Source organism: Streptomyces sp. NPDC050636 (genome assembly GCF_040654775.1).
Lineage (GTDB): Bacteria > Actinomycetota > Actinomycetes > Streptomycetales > Streptomycetaceae > Streptomyces.
Genome location: NZ_JBFAIP010000003.1, coordinates 13,597 through 32,200 on the forward strand (window position 1 = coordinate 13,597; position 18,604 = coordinate 32,200).

Here is an 18,604-nt window from a genome sequence, read left to right on the forward strand (position 1 = left end):
CGCCCGGGCCACCGGGCGTCCCCTCATCCGTGCGTCGGGTCCCTCAGCGGGCGCCTTCCCCCTGCGGCACCTTCACCCACACCGCCTTCGACGGCGTCCCCTCGCCGTCCACCGCGTTCAGCATGTACCAGCCGGGCGGCACCAGCGACGGGTCGTCCGGCAGGGTGACCGTCACCCCGTCCTTCGTCGTCGTGAAGTTCAGCGCGATCGACCGCTGTTCGATGTTGGTGACATGGGTGAACGAGCCGGGCCGCAGCAGCCGCATCTTCTTGATCGCCGAGGCATGCGTGGAGCGGTACGTCGCCTTGCCGCCGAGGGCGACCGTCTTGGGGCCCGGGTCCGTCAGCTCGGGACGAGAGCTTCGGAAGAGGTACGGCGGCGTGTAGATGTCCATCTGCTGCTGGAAGACACCGGGCTTGGTGTTGTCCTTGTCGGCGTAGAGGGAGTCGGAGCCGAAGGTCATCACCCGGCCGTCCGGGAGCAGCAGCGCCCCGGAGTGGTAGTTACGGCCGACCAGCGGATCGGCCACCGCCCGTGAGGTGTTGGCCTTCGGGTCGTACAGCTCCGCCTTGAGGACGTTGGAGTCGCTGCGCCCCCGGTAGTCGCCCGAGCCGTTGGTGGTCAGCACCGTGTCGTCCGGCATGATCACGCTGCTCGGGTAGCGGGCCTTCGCGTACAGCGGCGGCCCGTCCTTGAAGCGCGGGGAGGGGGCGTGCAGATCCACGATCCGGGTCTTGTCCGTGGCCCTCGGGTCCTCGCCGACCCCGCCGCCGCCGAGCACCATGTAACGCTGTTCCTGAGCGGGTGGCAGCAGCACCGACATCGACGTCTCCAGGATGTTCGGATCGCTCATCCCGGGCACGGTCTGGAACTTGTTGGACTTCAGGTCCCAGATGCCCGGCTTGCGGCCGATGTTGTCGGGGCCGTAGCCCGCGTTGGAGCCGGTGTAGAAGACCCGGCCCTGGTCGGTCAGGAAGAGCGCCGGGTAGGTCGGGAAGAAGCGCTGCTTGGGGAGGTAGGTCCACTTCTTCGTCTTCGGGTCGTAGATCTCCTGCTTGCCGGGGACGACCTGTCCGATCTCGTCCAGTCCGGAGACCGAGAGGACCTTGCCGTCCTGGAGGGTGGTCAGGGTCGGGTACCAGCGGGCCTCGTTCATCGGGTCGACGCGGAGATAGCGCTCGGCCACCGGGTCGAACTCGAACGAGTCCTTGATCCCCTGGAAGTCCTTCTTGTCGAAGGACAGCTTCTGCGCGATGCCGTAGAGGTTACGGGCGTCCGCGCCGCTCAGGCCCTGGATGCGGTAGTTGTCCTGGGAGCCGGTGGAGTGCTGGCGGCCTTCCTTGAGCGCCTCGACATAGACCCGGGCCTCGCTGTGCGTCACCGTGACCCTGCCGGTCACCGGGTCCTTGGTCTTCTTCGCACGCGGCACCACGACCGGGTCCTTGGACGTGAACGTCTTGCCGTTCCCCTTGCCGGTGAAGAGCGTGCCGGCCGGGAACGTCCGGGGGCCGTCCGGATTCTCGTTGTAGATGATCATGAGGCCGCCGGCCTTCTTCACATCGCCGTCCAGCTTCTCGTACCGCTGGGTGCCGCCGGCCACCAGGAGCTTGCCGTCCGGCAGCTGGGTGTGCCCGGAGCAGAAGAGGTCCTTGGGGGTGTCGATGTTCTTGAAGGTGTTCTTCTCCGGGTCCCACAGGACCGTACGGAACGACTTGGCCTTGAAATTGGCGGCGTTGTTGCCCGAACCGGCGACCAGCAGCACCTTCCCGGTGTGCAGCAGCGCCGCGTGGATGGTGTTGATGCGGTACTTGTCCGGGACGTCGACGACATCCCAGTGGCCGTTCGCCGCCTTGTATTCGGGCTTGTTGATCTCGTACTGGTGGTACTGCTCCGAGGCGAAGTCGTAGAGCGCCGGGCCGTTCATCCCGGCCAGAGCGAGCACCACCGCCGTCGCTATCGCCACTCTGCGAGCGCGACGGCTCGGACGGTACTTCATGTGTGACGTCCCCCAAGGGCGATCTGTACGGTCTGTTCGGTGGTGGCCGGGTCAGCGGCCGTGGCGGCCTGGGCTTCCGGAGCGGGCCGTTCTTCGGGTGTCGTGGCCGCCGGTGCCGCGGGCGCCGTCCGCTGCCGCTTCTCCCGGCGTACGGACAGCTGCCAGGCCGCGATCGGCGCGGCGGTGACCAGCAGCGCGAGCGAGGCCCAGGTGATCATCGCCGGATGGCTGTGGCCGAGCGCGAACGACGCCCCCAGCGAGCCGCCGAAGACCAGAATGAAGAAGAGATGGATCCGGAACGTCCCGAAGAGCGTGTCCGGGCTGGACGAATCGCCCTTCGGCGTCACCACGAACTTGCTCTTGCGGCGCAATACGGCATCGAACAGCGAGCGGGCGTAAATCGGCGCGGAAAGCGCGGACATCACCATGCCGGCGATTCCGCCGGACCCCTCCGGCTCATGCGGCGAGACATTGTGCCGACGGTTCCAGATATACAGCCCGATCTGCAGTGCCGACGCATTGCCGTACAGCATCATCCACACCGACGGATCGATCTGCACACCCGATGCGCCCAGGCCCAGGAACAGCGCACAGCTGAGCGCCGCCAGAATCCAGTTCAGCGCCGACATCGGATAGAAGATCACCATCATGGTGTAGTTGAAGAGCCGGCCGGGCGGCAGCGTGAAAGGCGCCTTCCAGAACTGCTTGAGGATCGTCTCGTACGTCCCGCGCGACCAGCGCAGCTGCTGGGTGAAGAAGTCCGTCCAGGCCGTGGGCCCCTCGCCGACCGCGAGCACATCCGGCGTGTATACCGAGCGCCACTTCTTCCCGGTCGCCGGATTGCGATGCCGGTGCATTTCGAAACCGGTCGCCATGTCCTCGGTGATCGAGTCGTACAGCCCGCCGATCTGCTTCAGCGCGCTGATGCGTACGGCATTGGACGTGCCGACGAACATCGGCGCCCCGTAGCGGTTGCCGGCCCGCTGGATCAGCGCGTGGAAGAGGAACTGCTGGGACTCGGCGGCCTTGGTGACGAAGGTGTCGTAGTTCCCGTACACCTGCGGACCGATGACGAAACCGACATTCGGGTCGCGGAAGAAGCCCAGCATCCGCTCCAGGTAATTGGGCAGCGGAACATGGTCGGTGTCGACGGACGCGAAGTAGTCGTAGGAGTCGCCGTGCGCCTGGAGCCAGGCGTTGTAATTGCCGTGCTTGGTCTTGGCGCGGTGCGGGCCCTTGGGCTGATTCCACTCCGGCACGCCCTTGCGGGTGAAGTGGTGCACGCCGAGCCGCCGGCAGACCTCCTTGACGTCCGGGTCGTCGCCCTCGTCCAGCAGCCAGACGTGCAGCAGGCCGCGGTGCCGCACCTTGACCGCCGCCTCCAGCGTCTTCGTCACCATGGCGAGCGGCTCTTTGCCGGGCACGAAGGAGGTGAGGAAGGCGACGCGGGTGCCGTTCTCCGGGACGACCGGAACGGGGTCGCGGGCGACGAGGGTGGCATGTGCGTTGGACAGCACGTTCATGCAGCGGAAGAACTCGATCAGCCCGATCGAGACGAGCATGACGGCATCCAGCACCGGCAGGAACTCATAGGCGGGGTAATCGCGTTGAGTCCAGTGGGCGGGCTGCATCAGCCAGGCGAGCAGGCCCAGCGAGACCAGCGGCGCGGCGCCGAGCAGCAGGGCGGCCCGGATGCGGTGCGGCTCGTCGGCCAGCAGGGAGCGGTAGCGGACCTTGTAGGGCTTGTTCGGGTCGGGCTGGGTGAGCGGCCCGGCGAGCCGGCTGTAGTGCTCGTAGTCGTAGCGCGGCAGCGGCTTTCGCTGGATGCGCCGCTGCCAGTGCTGGCGTGGCACGCGCAGGCGTGTCGTCGCGGACGGATCGTACGAATGCTGCTGGCGGGCGCCGTCAGGCGGCGACGTCATGAGTCCATCCCCCCGCACGCAACACTGGCTGCGTGCCCTCGCTGATGGCCCGGGTGCTCGGTCCCCCTCGACCGACTCGGGCTCACTGATGTCGGCCGCCCACGCCGTTAGACGCTGACGGCCATCTTCCGGTTTCATGATGAACGCTCCGCCGGGTTTCCGGAACGGCGGGCTCCGCGCTCAGTTCGCGGCTGCCGGTACATCCCCCAGCTCCGGCATCCCCAACTCCTTGGTGACCACGGCCCGTTCGGCGTTCCGTCCGGCATCCGTCCGACGTCCGGCTCGACATCCGACTCATCGTCCGGTTTGCCGGGGTCCCAGGTCAGGGTCTCGGACCACCTTCATGATCGCAAGACCGAAACAAGATGTTTACGGACAAGAGCGTGCATTGCGGGACGGTTTATGGCGCAGGGTGCATCACTTCGTTCCGGAACTGTGCAGCCTCTGACGAATGTTGTCGAAGTGCTTCCGAACGGCCTGCTCCGCACGCACCGCGTCGCCGGCGCGCACCGCCACCACGATCTCCTGGTGCTGACGCCAGGTGGCCCGCGGATCCGCCGTCGCGTCCGCCAGATCCGTACGCACCCGGTGAAACGCCTCCCAGAACGCATCCAGCACCTCGCTCAACAACGGATTCGCCAGCCCCCGGTAGAGCGCGGCGTGAAACGCCCGGTCGGTCTCCGCCGCCACTGCGCCCGCCGCGGCCTCCCGCTCCATCTGTGCCACCAGCCCGTCCAGCTCGGCGAGATCATCCGCCGCCACCCGCCCGGCCAGCCGCGCGATCAGCCCCGCCTCCACCGCCTCCCGCAGCTCCAGCAGCTGCCGCAGGCTGTCCTCGCCACGCACATGCCCGGCCACCGTCCGGAACGCCAGGCCCTCGCTCATCGGCGCCATCGACATCGGCCCGACATACGTCCCGAACCCGTGCCGGATCTCCACGATGCCCATCGCCTGCAGGCCCTTGAGCGCCTCCCGTACGGAATTCCGGCTCACCCCGAGCAGCTCCATCAGCTCCGGCTCGGTCGGCAGCGCGGCACCGGACGGCAGCCGCCGGTCGATGATCAGCCTCTTGATCCGGTCCCCTATGTCGCGCGCCATGCGGTGACTCTGCACCGGCGACTCTGATTTGACCAGCGATATGCCAGCATTTCGTCGCGCCGTACAAAAACGCAGAGAGAAAAGGAGTCCATCGCGGTCCCGCACGGACCCGCACACTCTCGCCCGGTGCCTCACCGGCAAAGGGATTGTTCCGCATTGGTAAAGTCCGCCGTCAACTGGCATCGCCAAAAGGCAAGTCGACGGAATCAGGAGCATTGTGGCGGGGGATACGTACGGCGACACATGCAGCGACAGCCGCATCGAGAGCCGCAACGATATGTGCGGGGAAATACGTAGCGATGCGCGCAGTGATGGGGCGCGGGGGAAATGTCCGCGTACGCCGGTGGCGCTGTTGGCACTGAAGCCGCAGGCATTGCCGGCACTCTCGGCCACCAACGCAGCGGGAGCCCTCCGATGACCGCCGCGTCGGTGTGGCTCGGCCGCAGCGTCACCGTGGTGGCGACGCCCGCCCTCCTCGTACTGACCGCCGGCTGGCTGTTCCTGGACATCGGCCCGGTCCGTACGGGCGTGGTGTGGGGCGCACTTGCGGCGCTGATCCTGTGCCTACTGGTGCTCACCGGATACGTGCTCAAGGCGGGCCGGGTCTCGCGCGGGCGCGCATACGAGCTGGCGCTGGACGCGGTCCGTGATCCCGCCGCCGTACCGGGCGCGGCCATCCCCGCGAAGCTCCACGGCTCGGGCTGGACCTGGGCCCGGATCATGGCCGCCGCGGTGGCCTTCCCCACCGCCCTGGTGCTGGGCTTCAGCCTGGCCGCGGGCGATCCGGACCGCAGCCCCACGGCCGACCGGATCGTCGACGCGGGATACGTGATCAAGGAACTGCCGGTCGTCGCCGTCGCCAACGTGGAGCGCGCGGGCAGCAGCCCCCGGGCCTCCGCCGAAGCCGACTACACGGTCCGACTGCCATCGGGCGACGGCACCCGGACCGTGCGTGCGACCTTCCGTGCGGAGACTTCGAAGGGCGTCGGAGAAGCGGGCGACACCTTCCCCGTCGCCTATGCGCCCTCGCGGCCCGAGCTGGGCGCGGTCGGCGCGCGACCATGGTCGGACGTCGAGGCGATGCTCGCGGGTCGCACCCTGGAGACCGGTGACTTCTTCCTCGCCGTCTGGGGGTGGGCGGCGTTCGCCGCGTTGGCGCTGGTCGCAGGGGTGGCCGCCGCGGCCCCGCCGCGCCGTGCCCGACGCGTCGGCAAGGGGTGGATCACGCTGCGCGCCACGGCGACCGGCATGGCCCAGCACGTCGAGCCGCCCTCGGACCGCGACACCGGGAAGCGGCAGGACAGCCAGGGGAGCCAGGGGAGCAGGCAAAGTGCCGGGAACCGGGCGGGCAAGCAGAGCACCCCGCGCTACGAGTGCCTGACGCTGCGCACCGAGCTCGGCGACGTCCCGCTCAACCTCGCGGCGTCGCACCAACGGGCGGCCCCGCTGCTCGTCGGCAGCGAGGGCTGGCTCGTCTGGAACCCCACCGCATCCCACTGGATCCCCACCGGGTCCCCGAGGAAGGCCGCCGCGGACTTCATTGCGGACGACGGCTGGCAGCTGCCCGGCCGCGTCCCCGCCGCCGAGGCCGCGCGGGTCGCCGCGCAGCCGCGCGGACCGGTCCCGGTCGACGCGGGCCGGCAGATCCGGCTGCTGGAGTTCGGCAGCCTCTGGCCACGAACGGTGCCGGTCAGCGTGCTGCTCGGCATGATCCTCTCGGTGGCCGCCGCGGGCGCGCTGCTGCTGCCCGCCGACGGCGGCTGGCGCGTCTGGACGGCCCTGGCCGGTGCCGTCGCCCCGCTCGTCGTATGGCTGCTGGTGCCCGCCGGCCCTGCCCGGGACAACGACTGAGGCCCCGGGACAAACCACTGAGGCCCCTCGCATGGCGAGGGGCCTCAGTGTTACGTGCGCCGCCAGGGACTCGAACCCCGGACCCGCTGATTAAGAGTCAGCTGCTCTAACCAACTGAGCTAGCGGCGCGCGCTGACCTGAAGAACTTTACACGAACTTCGGAGGTGCTCTGTACCCACGACCGGTTCCCCCACACAGCTGACCAATGTGATCCGTGCCACTCCCCCGCATTGTCGATGCCGCCGTAATTACCCCACGGGAATCCGTTCCGGCGCGGGCCGAAAGTCCCTTCATCTCGGGACCTTCGACTGACCGGCCGCCTGAATTGGTCTGTGAAGATCGAGTTCGTGGCTGAAGATCAGGGTTCGTGGCCATAGGGCACATGCGCGTGGCCGCAGAGCAATGCCATGGCCTCGGTCCAACAGTTGCACCGTCACCAAGCGGTATCTCCTGCCCGTTGAAAGGCTGAGGCGCGCGCCGAGGCAAGAGAACCCGCTGACCCCGGAGGGACCGGAATGCCAGTGCCGGGCGCGCCGCCCCTCCGCATACGCCCGGACGGCCTCCGCTCCGGCAGCGGCCCATGCCGGTCCGGCCCGCCCGCGCGCCCCGGCGGTCCATGGCGTCCGTCACTCCTCCGCCACCTCCGGCAACCCCACCCCGCCCGACAGCGTCTGCTAGGACGCGCGCCCCGGACTCGGTCCACCGGGACCCGTCCCTCCATCGGAAAGGTTGATCGTCGTGGTGTCGACAGCCAAGCGCACCCTTGAGGTGCGGCTTCTCCTCGGGCCGGATGCAGTGGTTCCGGTGGCCGGCGGGTTCAGCTACCGCAGCGACCGCCCGTACGAGGTCGAGGTCGCCCTCGTCCACCGCGGTCGCACCGTCTCCACCTGGCTGTTCGCCCGCGATCTGCTGCTGGACGGGCTGTCCGGCGAAGCGGGGTACGGGGACGTATGGGTGCGGCCCTTCCGTGAGCCGGACGGGCAGCGGCGCGTGTGCATCGACCTGTCCACCGATGACACGGGCTGTGCGCTGTCGGTGTGCGCGACGGAGCTGGCCTCATGGCTGGAGCAGACCGCGGCGATCGTGCCGCCCGGCCAAGAGGACCGCTACCTCGACATGGACGCCCACCTGGCCCGGCTGCTCGCGGGGAAGTGCTGATGACGATGTTTACCACCACGGTTACCACCACGACCGATGCCGACCTCGCCCGCACCGAGGCGGGTCGGGCCTCCCTCCAGGCGGGGCACGTCCCTGGGGCCGACGCGGCCGCCGGGGACGGGTCGGCCGACGCGGCCGGATCCGCCTCCCCGGTCGGGGCTGCGTCGCCTGCCGGTGCCGGCCCGGCCTGCTCGGCGGCGCACGATCCCCGGGCACACGGCTTCCTCCCCGAGCGGCCCCCGGTCCGTTCCATGATCGGAACCTGGACCCGGCTGGACGCCCTGGCCCGCGCAGTAGCGGTCGCCCCGTGCCGCGAGCAGGCCATCGCCATTGTCGAACGTGCCCAACGCGCCGACGAGTTGAGCGCCCTGCGGCAACGGGTCTCGCGCCTGTCACCGCGTAACGCGGAGGCCGCCGCGATGCGGGTGGCGGTGATCGCGGTGTCCTGCGGCTGGAGCGGACTCGACCCGCTCGCACCGGCTGCACGCGAGGTCGCCGATGGGGCGTTCCTCGACCTGTGGGCGGCCATCGCACACCGCATCGACCACGACCAGTTCATCGCGCTGCCCACCCTCGCGCTGCACAACTGGGCGCCGGAGCGCAAACCGCGCCGCCACATCCCCATCGACCAACTCGCCCGTACGGAACAGCTCGTACCCATCGTCCGCTGGGCGCCGGAGGGCCAACCGCTCAGCCGCCTGGACCGGTTGATGCTGGCTGCGACCCGGCTCGAAGCGCACGGAATCTGGCTCTTCCGCCTCGCGGAAACCCTCGCGGGCCGAGCGCCCGACGACTCCTCCACGCCGACAGCTCTGCGCCGCCTGGTCCGTGTCCAGCACGCCTTGCGTGCCCAACTCCACTCCGAGGCCGCCGGACTGGCGGCCGCACCGGCGACCGAACAGCAGCGCGCCGTGCTGGCCGCACTCGCCGAACAGGGCGCCCTGGAACCCCCCGTACTCCAGGCCGCGGACGCGGTGCTGGGTATCGGCGGACGACGCATGGGCGAGGGCAGGCGGCAACTCGTCCGCCGCCACCTCCCGGCACAGCACCGCGCCTGGCTCAGCGCGATGGACCGCCACTGCGCCCCGGTCCGCACCCTCGCCCACCGTGGCGGCCCCGACGCCGCCGTCTACCGCGAGGCCCAGGAATCTCTCATAGCCCTCCGCCGCACCTACACGGCCCTGGTCCAAACCGCCGCCCACCCGACAACCTCCCTCACGGCAGCGGCCTGACCACTCAGCTGACCCTCCGCGCACCCTCATCCGGCCGTACGGCGGTCGCCTCTGCCCTCGCTGTGGTTGCGGAAACCGGAGATCCGGTCGTTATTGGTCTGGACATGTTCAACTCCTGTTATTAGTCTGCCGTTTGGTCTAGACCGCACTTCATTCGGCTCATGGAACTCCCCCCCCACGTTCTTCAGGAGCGAAGCATGCGCAAAAGGATCAGTGCTGCCGTGATCGGCCTCGGCATCGTCGGTGTCTCCTTTCTCGCGACGGGCAGTGCCTCCAGTCACGGCTACAGCGACGCACCTCCCAGCCGCCAGGCGCTCTGTGCCAACGGCACCGTCAAGGACTGCGGCGCCATTCAGTACGAACCGCAGAGCGTCGAGGCACCCAAGGGCTTCCCGGAGGCCGGTCCCGCCGACGGCAAGATCTGCTCCGGAGGCCACGACAACTTCGCCGAACTGGACGATCCCCGCGGCGGCAAGTGGCCCGGCACCAAGCTCTCCCCGGGGCAGGGCTACACCTTCACCTGGCGGCTGACCGCACGTCACTCGACCGCGGACTTCTCCTACTTCATCACCAAGGACGGCTACGACCCCAGCAAGCCGCTCACCCGCGCCGATCTCGAACCCGAGCCGTTCATGACGGTGCCCATGGGTGGCGCGCAGCCCGGCGAAACGGTGCAGCATCAGGGCACCGTCCCGACCCAGAAGTCCGGGCGCCACCTCATCCTGGGCGTCTGGAACATCGCCGACACGGGCAATGCGTTCTATGCCTGCTCGGACGTCGACCTCTCCTGAGCGCCTGAGCTGCGCCTGACGTGCCCGATCGGGTGCGCCGGCGGCTTCGGTTGTTCCGTCGGGCCTCCCCGACTTCCCCCGGGGTCGCAGCTCCTTCGAGGGGTACTGGCGGACCCCCGAGGCCACCGCCGCCCGCACCCGCGGCCGGTCATCCGGGCAGGCGGGCGCGGGCTGGTCCTGGACCGGGGATCTTCCTGGCCGCTGCCCGGAACCGGTGTGGTGGACGCCACTGGACGCCGGGCCGGCCGGGACGGCGTACCGCCCGTTCATCGACGGGGGCCGCGCCGCGCTCCTGGCCCTCTACGGCGAGCACGATCGCACCACCACCTGGACCGATGAGGGTGGGAGAGCGAGGGCAGCGCCGTATGGCAGCCCCAACAACGAAGTGGGCGTTCCCGGAGAACCGAGAACGCCCACTTCATACGTGCGCCGCCAGGGACTCGAACCCCGGACCCGCTGATTAAGAGTCAGCTGCTCTAACCAACTGAGCTAGCGGCGCGCGCTGACGAAAGAAATACTACCTGGTCCGGACGGGTGCTTGAGACCACGCTCATCGGGGGCGAAGGCGCGGCCCGCCGGAAGCCCGGATGCAAGCCCGGACCGGAGCCCGCCGGAGCCGGGCCGGCCACTCCCCGGCGCCCCAGTCACCCCGAAGTCCCCACCCGACCCCTTTAGCGTCAGATCGCCAGCGACAGCAGCACCGGCGCGGCCCCGCGATTCAGCGCGTCGGCGGCCTGGCGCAGGCGGTGGGCGTGCTCCAGCGGCATCGACAGCGCGAGGCAGCCGACCGTCGATCCGGCCGTGATCGGTACGGCGGCGCAGACCGTGCCGACGGCGTACTCCTGGAGATCCAGTACGGGTACCGTCGGCGGCTGGCTGTCGAGCTTGTGGAACAGCACCTTCTCGTTGGTGATCGTCCGGGACGTGAGCCGGGCGGTCTTGTGGCGTGAGAGGTGGTCCATCCGGCCGTCGTGGTCCAGCTGTGCGAGGAGGCACTTGCCGACTGCGCTGGCATGCGCCGTGCGGCGGAATTCGGCCCACTCGTTGACCTTGGGGGCCTGCGGTCCGTCGGCGTAGTGGAGGATCTTCACCTCGCCGTCGATGTACCGGCTGATGTAGACCGCCGCGCCGACCGAATCCCGCAGCTCGTCGAGGGTGAGCTGGAGCTTGTCCCGCAGTGCGCCGTCGCGGTCGCTGCCGGAACCCAGCAGCAGCAGGGATTCGCCGACGATGTACGCACCGTCCGCGAGTTGCTCCACATAGCCCTCGCGTCGCAGCATCGACAGCATGTGGGCGAGGTGGCCCGTGGGCAGTCCGGTTTCCCGGGCGATCTGCGCATCGGTCACGCCGTCGGCGCGCCTGGAGATCGTTTCGAGTACGCGAAGCGCGTACTGCACCGAATGGAACGGCGCGGTCGGCTCGGGCTTCAGCGCCACGGTGTCCCCCTAGCAGGTTGTTACCGCTTGCGTCGTGACCGTTGTTGGTCGCGGTCGATCGACGCAGCGGGCGACCGCTCCCGGACAACGGGGCTCGTATCACGATAGCGGTGAACGGCCTTCGATGGAGGGGGTCTTGACTGAAAAGGGTTGCGTGCCGGTTTTCTGTACTGGGGCTTGTGACGTTGGCATATGCCTTGGTCACTGGGCTGGGGAGGGCCCGGGGAGGTGCGGAACCGGCCATGCTCGTGACCGGCTCCGCGAGTCCGCTGCCAGGACGTCAGTTCACGTCTCCGGGACGGCAGATGCCGTTCCCCAGGACGTCCGGAGCATCTTTTCGTCGCTGGTCCACTTGACCTTGTTGCCCTTCCACATGCTGACGTACCAAAGGAAGATGCGCTTCTCAGCCATCTGGCGGTGGAAGTCGCAGATCCGCCCAAGGGACAAAGGGGAAAGGGTGGTGTGCCCCGGAAGGCCGGGGAACACCACCCTGTGGCGGATCAGGACGGGCCGGTCAGAGCACCGCGCTCAGGAATTCCCGGGTCCGCTCGTGTTCCGGCTCGGTGAAGATCTTTTCCGGGGAACCGGACTCGATGACCCGGCCCGAGTCGAACATCAGCACATCGTCGGAGATGTCCCGGGCGAAGTTCATCTCGTGCGTCACGCAGAGCATGGTGATGTCGGTCGTGTGGGCGATGTCGCGCAGCACGTCCAGCACGCCGGCCACCAACTCCGGGTCGAGCGCCGAGGTCACCTCGTCCAACAGCAGCACCTGCGGCCGCATCGCCAGCGCCCGCGCGATGGCGACCCGCTGCTGTTGGCCGCCGGAGAGCTGGGTGGGGTACTTGTCGAGGTGCTCGGTCAGGCCGACCAGGTCGAGCAGCCCGCGGGCGCGCTCCTCGGCCTCGTCCTTGGTCATGCCCAGGACGTGCACCGGCGCCTCGGTGATGTTCCGCAGCACCTTCATGTTGGGGAACAGGTTGAACTGCTGGAAGACCATGCCGATGTTCTTGCGCACCTCGCGGGTGTGCTTCTCGCCGGCCGGGACGAGCTTGCCGCCCTTCTCCTCATGGGTGAGGTACTCACCGCCGACCTTGATGGTCCCCTCGTCCGGCTTCAGCAGCGTCATCAGCAGCCGCAGAATCGTCGTCTTGCCGGAGCCGGACGGGCCGATCAGGGTGACGTGCTTGCCGGAGGAGACCGTGAAGTCCAGCGAGTCCAGGACCGTGTTGGTCCCGAAGCGCTTGGTGACGTGGTCGAAGCGGATCAGCTCGCTGCCGTCGACCGCGGGGTTTGCCGTTTCCTTGGAAAGGTTGCTGTCAGCGGACAAGGCGACGCTCCAGGACTCGCAGGAGGAGGGAGGTGGGGTACGAGATCACGATGAAGAGGAGACCGACGATCGTGATCGGTTCCATGTAGTCGAAGGTGGTCGCGCCGATGCTGTTCGCCTCGAAGAGCATGTCCGTCACCGTGATGGCCGACAGCATCGGGGTGTCCTTGAACATCGCGATCACATAGTTGCCGAGAGCGGGGACCACCCTGCGGAAGGCCTGCGGCAGGATCACCGCGGTCCAGGTGCGGCGGCGCGGCAGGCTCAGCGCGGTGGCCGCCTCCCACTGCCCGGCGGGCACCGCGTCGATGCCGGCGCGGTACACCTCGGCGGTGTACGTCGAGTAGTGCAGCCCCAGTCCGATGACCCCCGTGGTCAGCGGCCCGAAGGACACTCCCCAGCTCGGCAGCACGAAGAACAGGAAGAACAGCTGCACCAGCAGCGGGGTGTTGCGGATGAACTCGACGACGGCGCTCACCGGCCAGGTCACCCAGCGGTTCCCCGAACGCAGCGCGAGCGCCCAGAAAAGTCCGAGGGCGAAAGCCACCAGTGAGCCGTAGATCGTCGCTTGAACGGTGATCCACAGCCCATGGAGGAGCTGCGGCATGATCTCGCCGACGTAATCCCAAGACCAGGTGTTCATCGGTTACCCCCGGTTGCCGCGATCTGCGTCTCCAGCTCCTTGACGGGAAGCTTGCGGGAGAACCAGCCCGCCCTCTCCGGCTTCTGGCCGATCGATGCCTTGGCGCGCCGCTCCAGCAGGCGCATCACCCGCGTGACGCAGAAGGCGATCACGAAGTACATCACCAGGATGATCCCGTAGACCTGCGCGCTCTCACCGGTGGAGAGCCGGGCGAGCTTGGCCTGGAAGGTGAGCTCGCCGATGGACAGCAGCGACGCCAACGCGGTGCCCTTGAGCAGCTCGATCAGCAGGTTGTTGAACGGCGGCATCATCTCGGGGACGGCCTGCGGCAGTATCACCTTCCGCATCCGCTGCCACGGCGAGAAGCTCAGCGCGATGGCCGCCTCCCGCTGCGCGGGCGCCACCGACTGGATGGCTCCGCGTACGACTTCGGAGCCGTACGCGCCGTAGGACAGCCCCAGCGCGAGGGTGCCCGCCCACATGCCGGCCAGCTGCCAGCCGAGCAGCGGCAGCGCGAAGAACAGCCAGAACATCAGGACCAGGGCGGAGGTGCCGCGGAAGAATTCCACATAGACACCGGACAGGAAGCGGACGGCCTTGTGGCGGGAGGTGCGCGCCATGCCGATGCCGAAGGCGACCGTGGCCGCGAGCAGAGCGCTGTAGACCATCAACTGGATGGTGATCCAGACGCCTTCGAAGAAGAGTTGCCAGAGAGGACCGGTCATTTCTTGCAGAGCTCCTCTGCTGTCAGGTCCGTCATGAACTCCTTGGTGAATCCGAACGGTTTGGCGATACGCAGCAGTTCGCCGCTCTTCTTCATCTTGTGCAGCTCGGCGTTGAAGGCGTCCCGGATCTGGGTCTCGCCCAGCCGGAATCCATAACCGCCGCCGTCCCGCTGCGGCTTGCCGTCGACCGTCGGCGTGAACGGGGCGGTCATGCCCACCTTGGGGTGGTCACCGGTCTTGAGCGCCTCGATCATCGTCAGGGCGGTCCCCGCGAAACAGTCGATGCGCTTGGCCTCCAGGGCCTCCATGCCGGCGATCTGGTCGGGGTAGAGGGAGATCTGGCTCTTCTCGACGCCGTTGCCGGTGGCGTAGTCGATCTCCGCGTACCCGACGCCGGTGCCCATCCGGAGGCCCTGTTCGGCGATGTCCTTGTACGTCTTGATCTTCTTCGGGTTGCCCTTCGGGACGAGGAAGCCGTCCTTCGACTCGTAGTCCGGGTCCGAGAAGAGGACCGCCGCACAGCGGGCCTTGTTGATGAACATGCCCGCGACGATCACGTCGAACTGCATCGAGTGCAGCCCGGGGACCAGCCCGCCGAACTCGACCGGCACCGGTTCGAAGTTCTTCACCCCCAGCCGCTGGAAGATCGTCTTGGCGACGGCGGGCGCCTCGCCGGTGAGCTCTCCGCGGCTGTCGATCGAGGCGTACGGGGGCTCACTGGCGATGCCCATCCGCACGGTGCCCTTGTCCCGCAGATCGTCGAGCAGATGCCCCCCGTCCTTCGCTCCCGAGACGTCCACTTGTGCGCATCCGGCGGTCGCGCCGATGGCGCCGACCGCGCCGAACGCCGCCGCGCCGGCCAGTAGCGAGCGGCGGCGAATCCCTTTTCCAATGATTCCTGAGGTGTTCCCCTGTGGTGGAGCCATGGGCGCGCGGCTACCCGACCCGGCTGAACATATGCCGATAGTTTCCAGCCCTTGATGTAAGCGGAAGGAGCATGTGTCGTAAGTCGGTATTGCGCCTGTATGGTTCCCGTGCATGGCCCGTAATGAGGCATGCCGATGGCCGGTTGAGGGCATCGCACAAAGTGTCTTTCAGGCTGTTCCGGGCCGAAAGCGCTGAAGGGCGCACCACTTCCCCTTTGTTCTGTGAAGGACCGGTAGGAGGCCACATGGCTGACCGCTTCATCGAAGTCTCCCTGGACAAGCGCGGCGTGACCTGCACCGCCAAACTGCTCGACGACCGCGCACCGATCACCTGCAATGCCGTATGGGACGCGCTCCCGCTCGGTGGCGATGTCTACCACGCCAAATACGCCCGCAATGAGATCTACGCGCTCATTCCACCGTTCGCCCCGGAGGAGCCGCCGCTGGAGAACCCGACGATCACGCCGATCCCCGGCGACCTGTGCTACTTCACCTTCAGCGACACCCAGTTGGGCACCAAGTCCTACGGCTACGAGACCCAGGCCAAACACCAGGGCCGTGCCACCGTCGTCGACCTCGCCCTCTTCTACGAGCGCAACAACCTGCTGATCAACGGTGACGCGGGCTGGGTGCCGGGGATCGTCTGGGGCACCGTCGTCGACGGCCTGGACCGGATGGCCGACGCCTGCCAGGACCTGTGGCGGGCCGGCGCCGTGGGGGAGACCCTCAACTTCCGCCGGGCGTAGCCGAGTCAGTCCTGGGCAGCGGGTGGCGCGGGAATCTCCGCCGCCCCCGCCTCGTAGAGCGCGTGCGCGGCGCGCAGCACCAGCGCGTCCGCGTGCCGCGCCCCGATCAGCTGCACCCCGATCGGCAGTCCGTCGCCGTCCACCCCGCAGGGCAGGGTCGCGGCGGGCTGCTGGGTGAGGTTGAAGGGGTAGGTGAACGGCGTCCAGCCCGTCCAGCGGGTGTGCCCCGATCCGGCCGGGACCTCGGCGCCCGCCTCGAACGCGGTGATCGGCTCGGTCGGTGTCACCAGCAGGTCGTAGGCGCTGTGGAAGCGGCCCATCAACCGGCCGAGCGCCATCCGCGTATCCATCGCCGCCAGATAGTCCAGCGCGCTGTAGCGCGCGCCCTGCTCGCAGATCTCCCGCAGCCCCGGGTCGAGCAGTTCCCGCTCCGCGTCACCCAGATGCTGGACGACCCGGGCCGCGCCGCTGAACCACAGCGTGTGGAACGCCTCCACCGGGTCCTCGATGCCCGGGTCGATCTCCTCGATGTACGCGCCGAGCCCGGCGAGCGTGTCGACGGCCGAGCGGACCGCCGCGGCGACCTCGGGCGCCACCGGCACGTCCCAGCCGAGCGACGGGCTGTACGCCACCCGCAGCCCGGAGACCGGACCGGCCAGCGCCTCCCGGAAGGAGCCGGCGGCCGGACCGAGCTGCGACCAGTCCCGCCAGTCCGGGGCGGTGATCACATCCATCATCAGCGCCGCGTCCGCCGCGTCCCGGGTCATCGGCCCGACGTTCGCCAGCGTCCCGAACGGGCTCGCCGGATAGAGCGGTACCCGCCCGTAGGTCGCCTTGAGCGCGAAGATCCCGCAGAAGGACGCCGGGATACGGACCGAGCCGCCGCCGTCCGTGCCCAGGCTCAGCGGACCGGCGCCGAGCGCCACCGCCGCCGCGCTGCCGCCGCTGGAGCCGCCCGCGGTGCGCCCCGCGTCGTACGGATTGCCCGTGACCCCGTGCCGCGGACTGTCCGTGACCCCCTTCCAGCCGAACTCCGGGGTGGTCGTCTTGCCCACGAACACGGCTCCGGACTCCCGCAGCCGGGCGACCGACGGCGCGTCCTCGTCCCACGCCCGGCCCTCCGCCCGGACCGTCCGCGAACCGCGCAGCGTCGGCGCGCCGCGGGTCAGCAGCAAGTCCTTGACGGTGACCGGCACCCCGTCCACCGGCCCGGCCGGCTCCCCGGCCCGCCAGCGCTCCGCCGACTCCTTGGCGGCGGACAGCGCCTCGTCCGCGTCGATCCGGGTGAAGGAGTTCGTCCGGGCCTGGGCGGCCTCGGCGCGCTCCAGCACCGCCCGGGTCGCCTCAACGGGGGAGAACTCGCCGGCGGCGTACCCGGCCGTGAGCCGCGTGGCGGTGAGATCGGCGAGATGGGTCGGTTCGGTCGTCATACGTCCTCCGGGCGTTGGCCGCCCCGGGCGGGGCAGCGGGCGGGAGTGCAGGGCGGGGCGGTGGGAGAAGGAGGCGCGGGGCGGTGGGAGAAGGAGGCGCAGGGAGGTGGGAGAAGGAGGCGCAGGGCGGCGGGGGAGGAGGCGCGGGGACAGCCGGGGGGCGGGAGGCGGGAGGAGGAGGCGGGGTGTGGGGAGCGGGGCCGTCGGCGTACGGGCGCGCGTCGGCGACGGCGCTGCGCGGCCGGCGGATCGCCGCCGTCACCGCACCGGTACGTACCCGAGGTGTTTGTCGACGAGGTTGCTCAGCGGCTCGCCGGCCGACCACTGGTCGAAGTTGTCCTGGAACTGTTCGGCGAGCGCGTCCCGCCAGCCCAGCGTGTCGCCGCTCATGTGGGGGGAGATGATCAGATGCGGGACGTCCCACAGGGGGCTGTCCGAGGTCAGCGGCTCCTGCTCGAAGACGTCCAGCGCGGCCGCGGCGATCCGCCAGCCGCCCAGCGCCGCCACGAGATCCTTCTCCACGACCAGCGGCCCGCGCCCGATGTTGATGAACCGCGCCTGCGGCTTCATCCGGGCGAACGCGTCCTTGCCGAAGAGCCCGCGGGTGGCCTCGGTCAGCGGCGCCGCGCAGACCACCCAATCGGCTGCCGGCAGCAGACCGTTCAGCGCGTCACCCGCATGCACGAGGCCGAATTCCGGATCCGGTGATCGCTCGCGGCGGCCTACCAGGTCGACCGTGATCCCGAGTGCCTGCAGGGTGATGCCGATGGCCCGCCCGATCGGCCCGGAGCCCACCACGACGGCGCGGCTGCCGGCGACCCGCAGCGTCTCACGGTGCTGCCAGCGCCGCTGCCGCTGGAGCTCCCAACTTCCGTAGAAGTCCTTGGCCATGGCGATCACCAGCCCGGCGACGTACTCGGCGATCGGCTGCTCGAAGACGCCCCGCGCATTGGTCACCAGGGTGTCGTCGGCGATCAGCGCCGGGCACAGCAGCCGGTCCACGCCGGCGCTGGCGGTGTGCACCCATTGGGGCCGGGGTCCCTCCGACGGCCAGGCGTCCCGGATCGCGTCGGAGGTGAAGTCCCAGGCCAACAGCACGTCGGCGGAGGGGAGTAGGCCGGCCAGGGAGGCGTCATCGGCGTAGATCACCTGGGCCCGGCCGGTGAGCCGGTCCAGCTTCGGTGGCGGGTCGGAACCCAATACGAGGACAGTGCTGACAGTGCTGACCGTGCTTTCGGTGCTTTCGGACATAGGCCAGAAACCGTTCTGAAACGTGTGCCCCTTATCACTGAATAGGGGCGCCGACGGGATGCCTGAGAT

16 protein-coding genes and 2 tRNA genes are annotated in these 18,604 nt (G+C 69.0%); 5 read left to right on the top strand and 13 right to left on the bottom strand.

The genetic code is table 11. The features are described 5' to 3' along the window. Nucleotides 1-43 precede the first annotated feature (43 nt). The 3 genes from AB0I10_RS04800 to AB0I10_RS04810 form a co-directional block, all read right to left on the bottom strand. Nucleotides 44-1,996 carry a kelch motif-containing protein gene (locus AB0I10_RS04800; protein WP_363150870.1) on the bottom strand — a complete coding sequence of 651 codons (1,953 nt, stop codon included), beginning with the start codon at nucleotides 1,994-1,996 and terminating at the stop codon, nucleotides 44-46. After that, on the bottom strand, nucleotides 1,993-3,918 hold the full coding sequence (locus tag AB0I10_RS04805) for a glycosyltransferase family 2 protein (protein WP_363150872.1): 1,926 nt from the start codon (nucleotides 3,916-3,918) through the stop codon (nucleotides 1,993-1,995). Before AB0I10_RS04805 ends, AB0I10_RS04800 begins: the two co-directional genes overlap by 4 nt. Nucleotides 3,919-4,335: 417 nt before the next feature. After that, entirely contained in the window at nucleotides 4,336-5,016 is a 681-nt protein-coding gene (locus tag AB0I10_RS04810; RefSeq protein ID WP_363150873.1) for a FadR/GntR family transcriptional regulator, read from the bottom strand. 414 nt (nucleotides 5,017-5,430) lie between these two features. Between AB0I10_RS04810 and AB0I10_RS04815 the strand changes: the two genes are divergently transcribed. Beyond that, on the top strand, nucleotides 5,431-6,867 hold the full coding sequence (locus tag AB0I10_RS04815) for a hypothetical protein (protein ID WP_363150874.1): 1,437 nt from the start codon (nucleotides 5,431-5,433) through the stop codon (nucleotides 6,865-6,867). A gap of 55 nt (nucleotides 6,868-6,922) precedes the next feature. Here the strand turns inward: AB0I10_RS04815 and AB0I10_RS04820 are convergent. Then, nucleotides 6,923-6,996: transfer RNA gene (locus AB0I10_RS04820), tRNA-Lys, on the bottom strand. 609 nt (nucleotides 6,997-7,605) lie between these two features. Between AB0I10_RS04820 and AB0I10_RS04825 the strand changes: the two genes are divergently transcribed. The 3 genes from AB0I10_RS04825 (at nucleotide 7,606) to AB0I10_RS04835 (ending at nucleotide 10,048) form a co-directional block, all read left to right on the top strand. After that, nucleotides 7,606-8,025 carry an SsgA family sporulation/cell division regulator gene (locus AB0I10_RS04825; RefSeq protein WP_363150875.1) on the top strand — a complete coding sequence of 140 codons (420 nt, stop codon included), beginning with the start codon at nucleotides 7,606-7,608 and terminating at the stop codon, nucleotides 8,023-8,025. Further along, nucleotides 8,025-9,257 carry a hypothetical protein gene (locus AB0I10_RS04830; RefSeq protein ID WP_363150876.1) on the top strand — a complete coding sequence of 411 codons (1,233 nt, stop codon included), beginning with the start codon at nucleotides 8,025-8,027 and terminating at the stop codon, nucleotides 9,255-9,257. Before AB0I10_RS04825 ends, AB0I10_RS04830 begins: the two co-directional genes overlap by 1 nt. A 197-nt stretch (nucleotides 9,258-9,454) precedes the next feature. Then, nucleotides 9,455-10,048 (top strand): lytic polysaccharide monooxygenase auxiliary activity family 9 protein, encoded by a 594-nt coding sequence (locus tag AB0I10_RS04835; protein WP_363150877.1) that lies wholly within the window; start codon nucleotides 9,455-9,457, stop codon nucleotides 10,046-10,048. A gap of 425 nt (nucleotides 10,049-10,473) precedes the next feature. On the opposite strand, the gene AB0I10_RS04840 is transcribed toward AB0I10_RS04835, so the two are convergent. The 7 genes from AB0I10_RS04840 to ehuB all read right to left on the bottom strand — a co-directional run bounded on the left by AB0I10_RS04840 (nucleotide 10,474) and on the right by ehuB (nucleotide 15,108). After that, a tRNA-Lys gene (locus AB0I10_RS04840) sits at nucleotides 10,474-10,547 on the bottom strand. Between the two features lie 178 nt (nucleotides 10,548-10,725). Further along, nucleotides 10,726-11,484: an IclR family transcriptional regulator C-terminal domain-containing protein gene (locus AB0I10_RS04845; protein ID WP_363150878.1), complete on the bottom strand. Its 759-nt coding sequence runs from the start codon at nucleotides 11,482-11,484 to the stop codon at nucleotides 10,726-10,728. 285 nt (nucleotides 11,485-11,769) lie between these two features. Continuing rightward, nucleotides 11,770-11,895: a hypothetical protein gene (locus AB0I10_RS04850; protein ID WP_363150879.1), complete on the bottom strand. Its 126-nt coding sequence runs from the start codon at nucleotides 11,893-11,895 to the stop codon at nucleotides 11,770-11,772. 103 nt (nucleotides 11,896-11,998) lie between these two features. After that, nucleotides 11,999-12,814: an ectoine/hydroxyectoine ABC transporter ATP-binding protein EhuA gene (gene ehuA / locus AB0I10_RS04855; protein WP_363150880.1), complete on the bottom strand. Its 816-nt coding sequence runs from the start codon at nucleotides 12,812-12,814 to the stop codon at nucleotides 11,999-12,001. Next, nucleotides 12,804-13,457, bottom strand: coding sequence for an ectoine/hydroxyectoine ABC transporter permease subunit EhuD (gene ehuD, locus AB0I10_RS04860; RefSeq protein ID WP_363150881.1), 654 nt, complete (start codon nucleotides 13,455-13,457; stop codon nucleotides 12,804-12,806). Before ehuD ends, ehuA begins: the two co-directional genes overlap by 11 nt. Beyond that, on the bottom strand, nucleotides 13,454-14,182 hold the full coding sequence (ehuC, locus tag AB0I10_RS04865; protein ID WP_363150882.1) for an ectoine/hydroxyectoine ABC transporter permease subunit EhuC: 729 nt from the start codon (nucleotides 14,180-14,182) through the stop codon (nucleotides 13,454-13,456). The genes ehuD and ehuC overlap by 4 nt, the downstream gene beginning before the upstream one ends. Further along, entirely contained in the window at nucleotides 14,179-15,108 is a 930-nt protein-coding gene (gene ehuB / locus AB0I10_RS04870; RefSeq protein ID WP_363150883.1) for an ectoine/hydroxyectoine ABC transporter substrate-binding protein EhuB, read from the bottom strand. Before ehuB ends, ehuC begins: the two co-directional genes overlap by 4 nt. 245 nt (nucleotides 15,109-15,353) lie before the next feature. On the opposite strand from ehuB, the gene AB0I10_RS04875 reads away from it, so the two are divergent. Further along, nucleotides 15,354-15,854: a DUF3830 family protein gene (locus tag AB0I10_RS04875; protein ID WP_363150884.1), complete on the top strand. Its 501-nt coding sequence runs from the start codon at nucleotides 15,354-15,356 to the stop codon at nucleotides 15,852-15,854. 5 nt (nucleotides 15,855-15,859) lie between these two features. Here AB0I10_RS04875 and AB0I10_RS04880 read toward each other — a convergent pair whose 3' ends face one another. Together AB0I10_RS04880 and AB0I10_RS04885 are read right to left on the bottom strand one after the other, a co-directional pair. Continuing rightward, nucleotides 15,860-17,284, bottom strand: a complete 1,425-nt coding sequence (locus AB0I10_RS04880; protein WP_363150885.1) for an amidase — start codon at nucleotides 17,282-17,284, stop codon at nucleotides 15,860-15,862. A gap of 258 nt (nucleotides 17,285-17,542) precedes the next feature. Then, nucleotides 17,543-18,535: a D-2-hydroxyacid dehydrogenase gene (locus AB0I10_RS04885; RefSeq protein ID WP_363150886.1), complete on the bottom strand. Its 993-nt coding sequence runs from the start codon at nucleotides 18,533-18,535 to the stop codon at nucleotides 17,543-17,545. Between the last annotated feature and the right edge of the window lie 69 nt (nucleotides 18,536-18,604).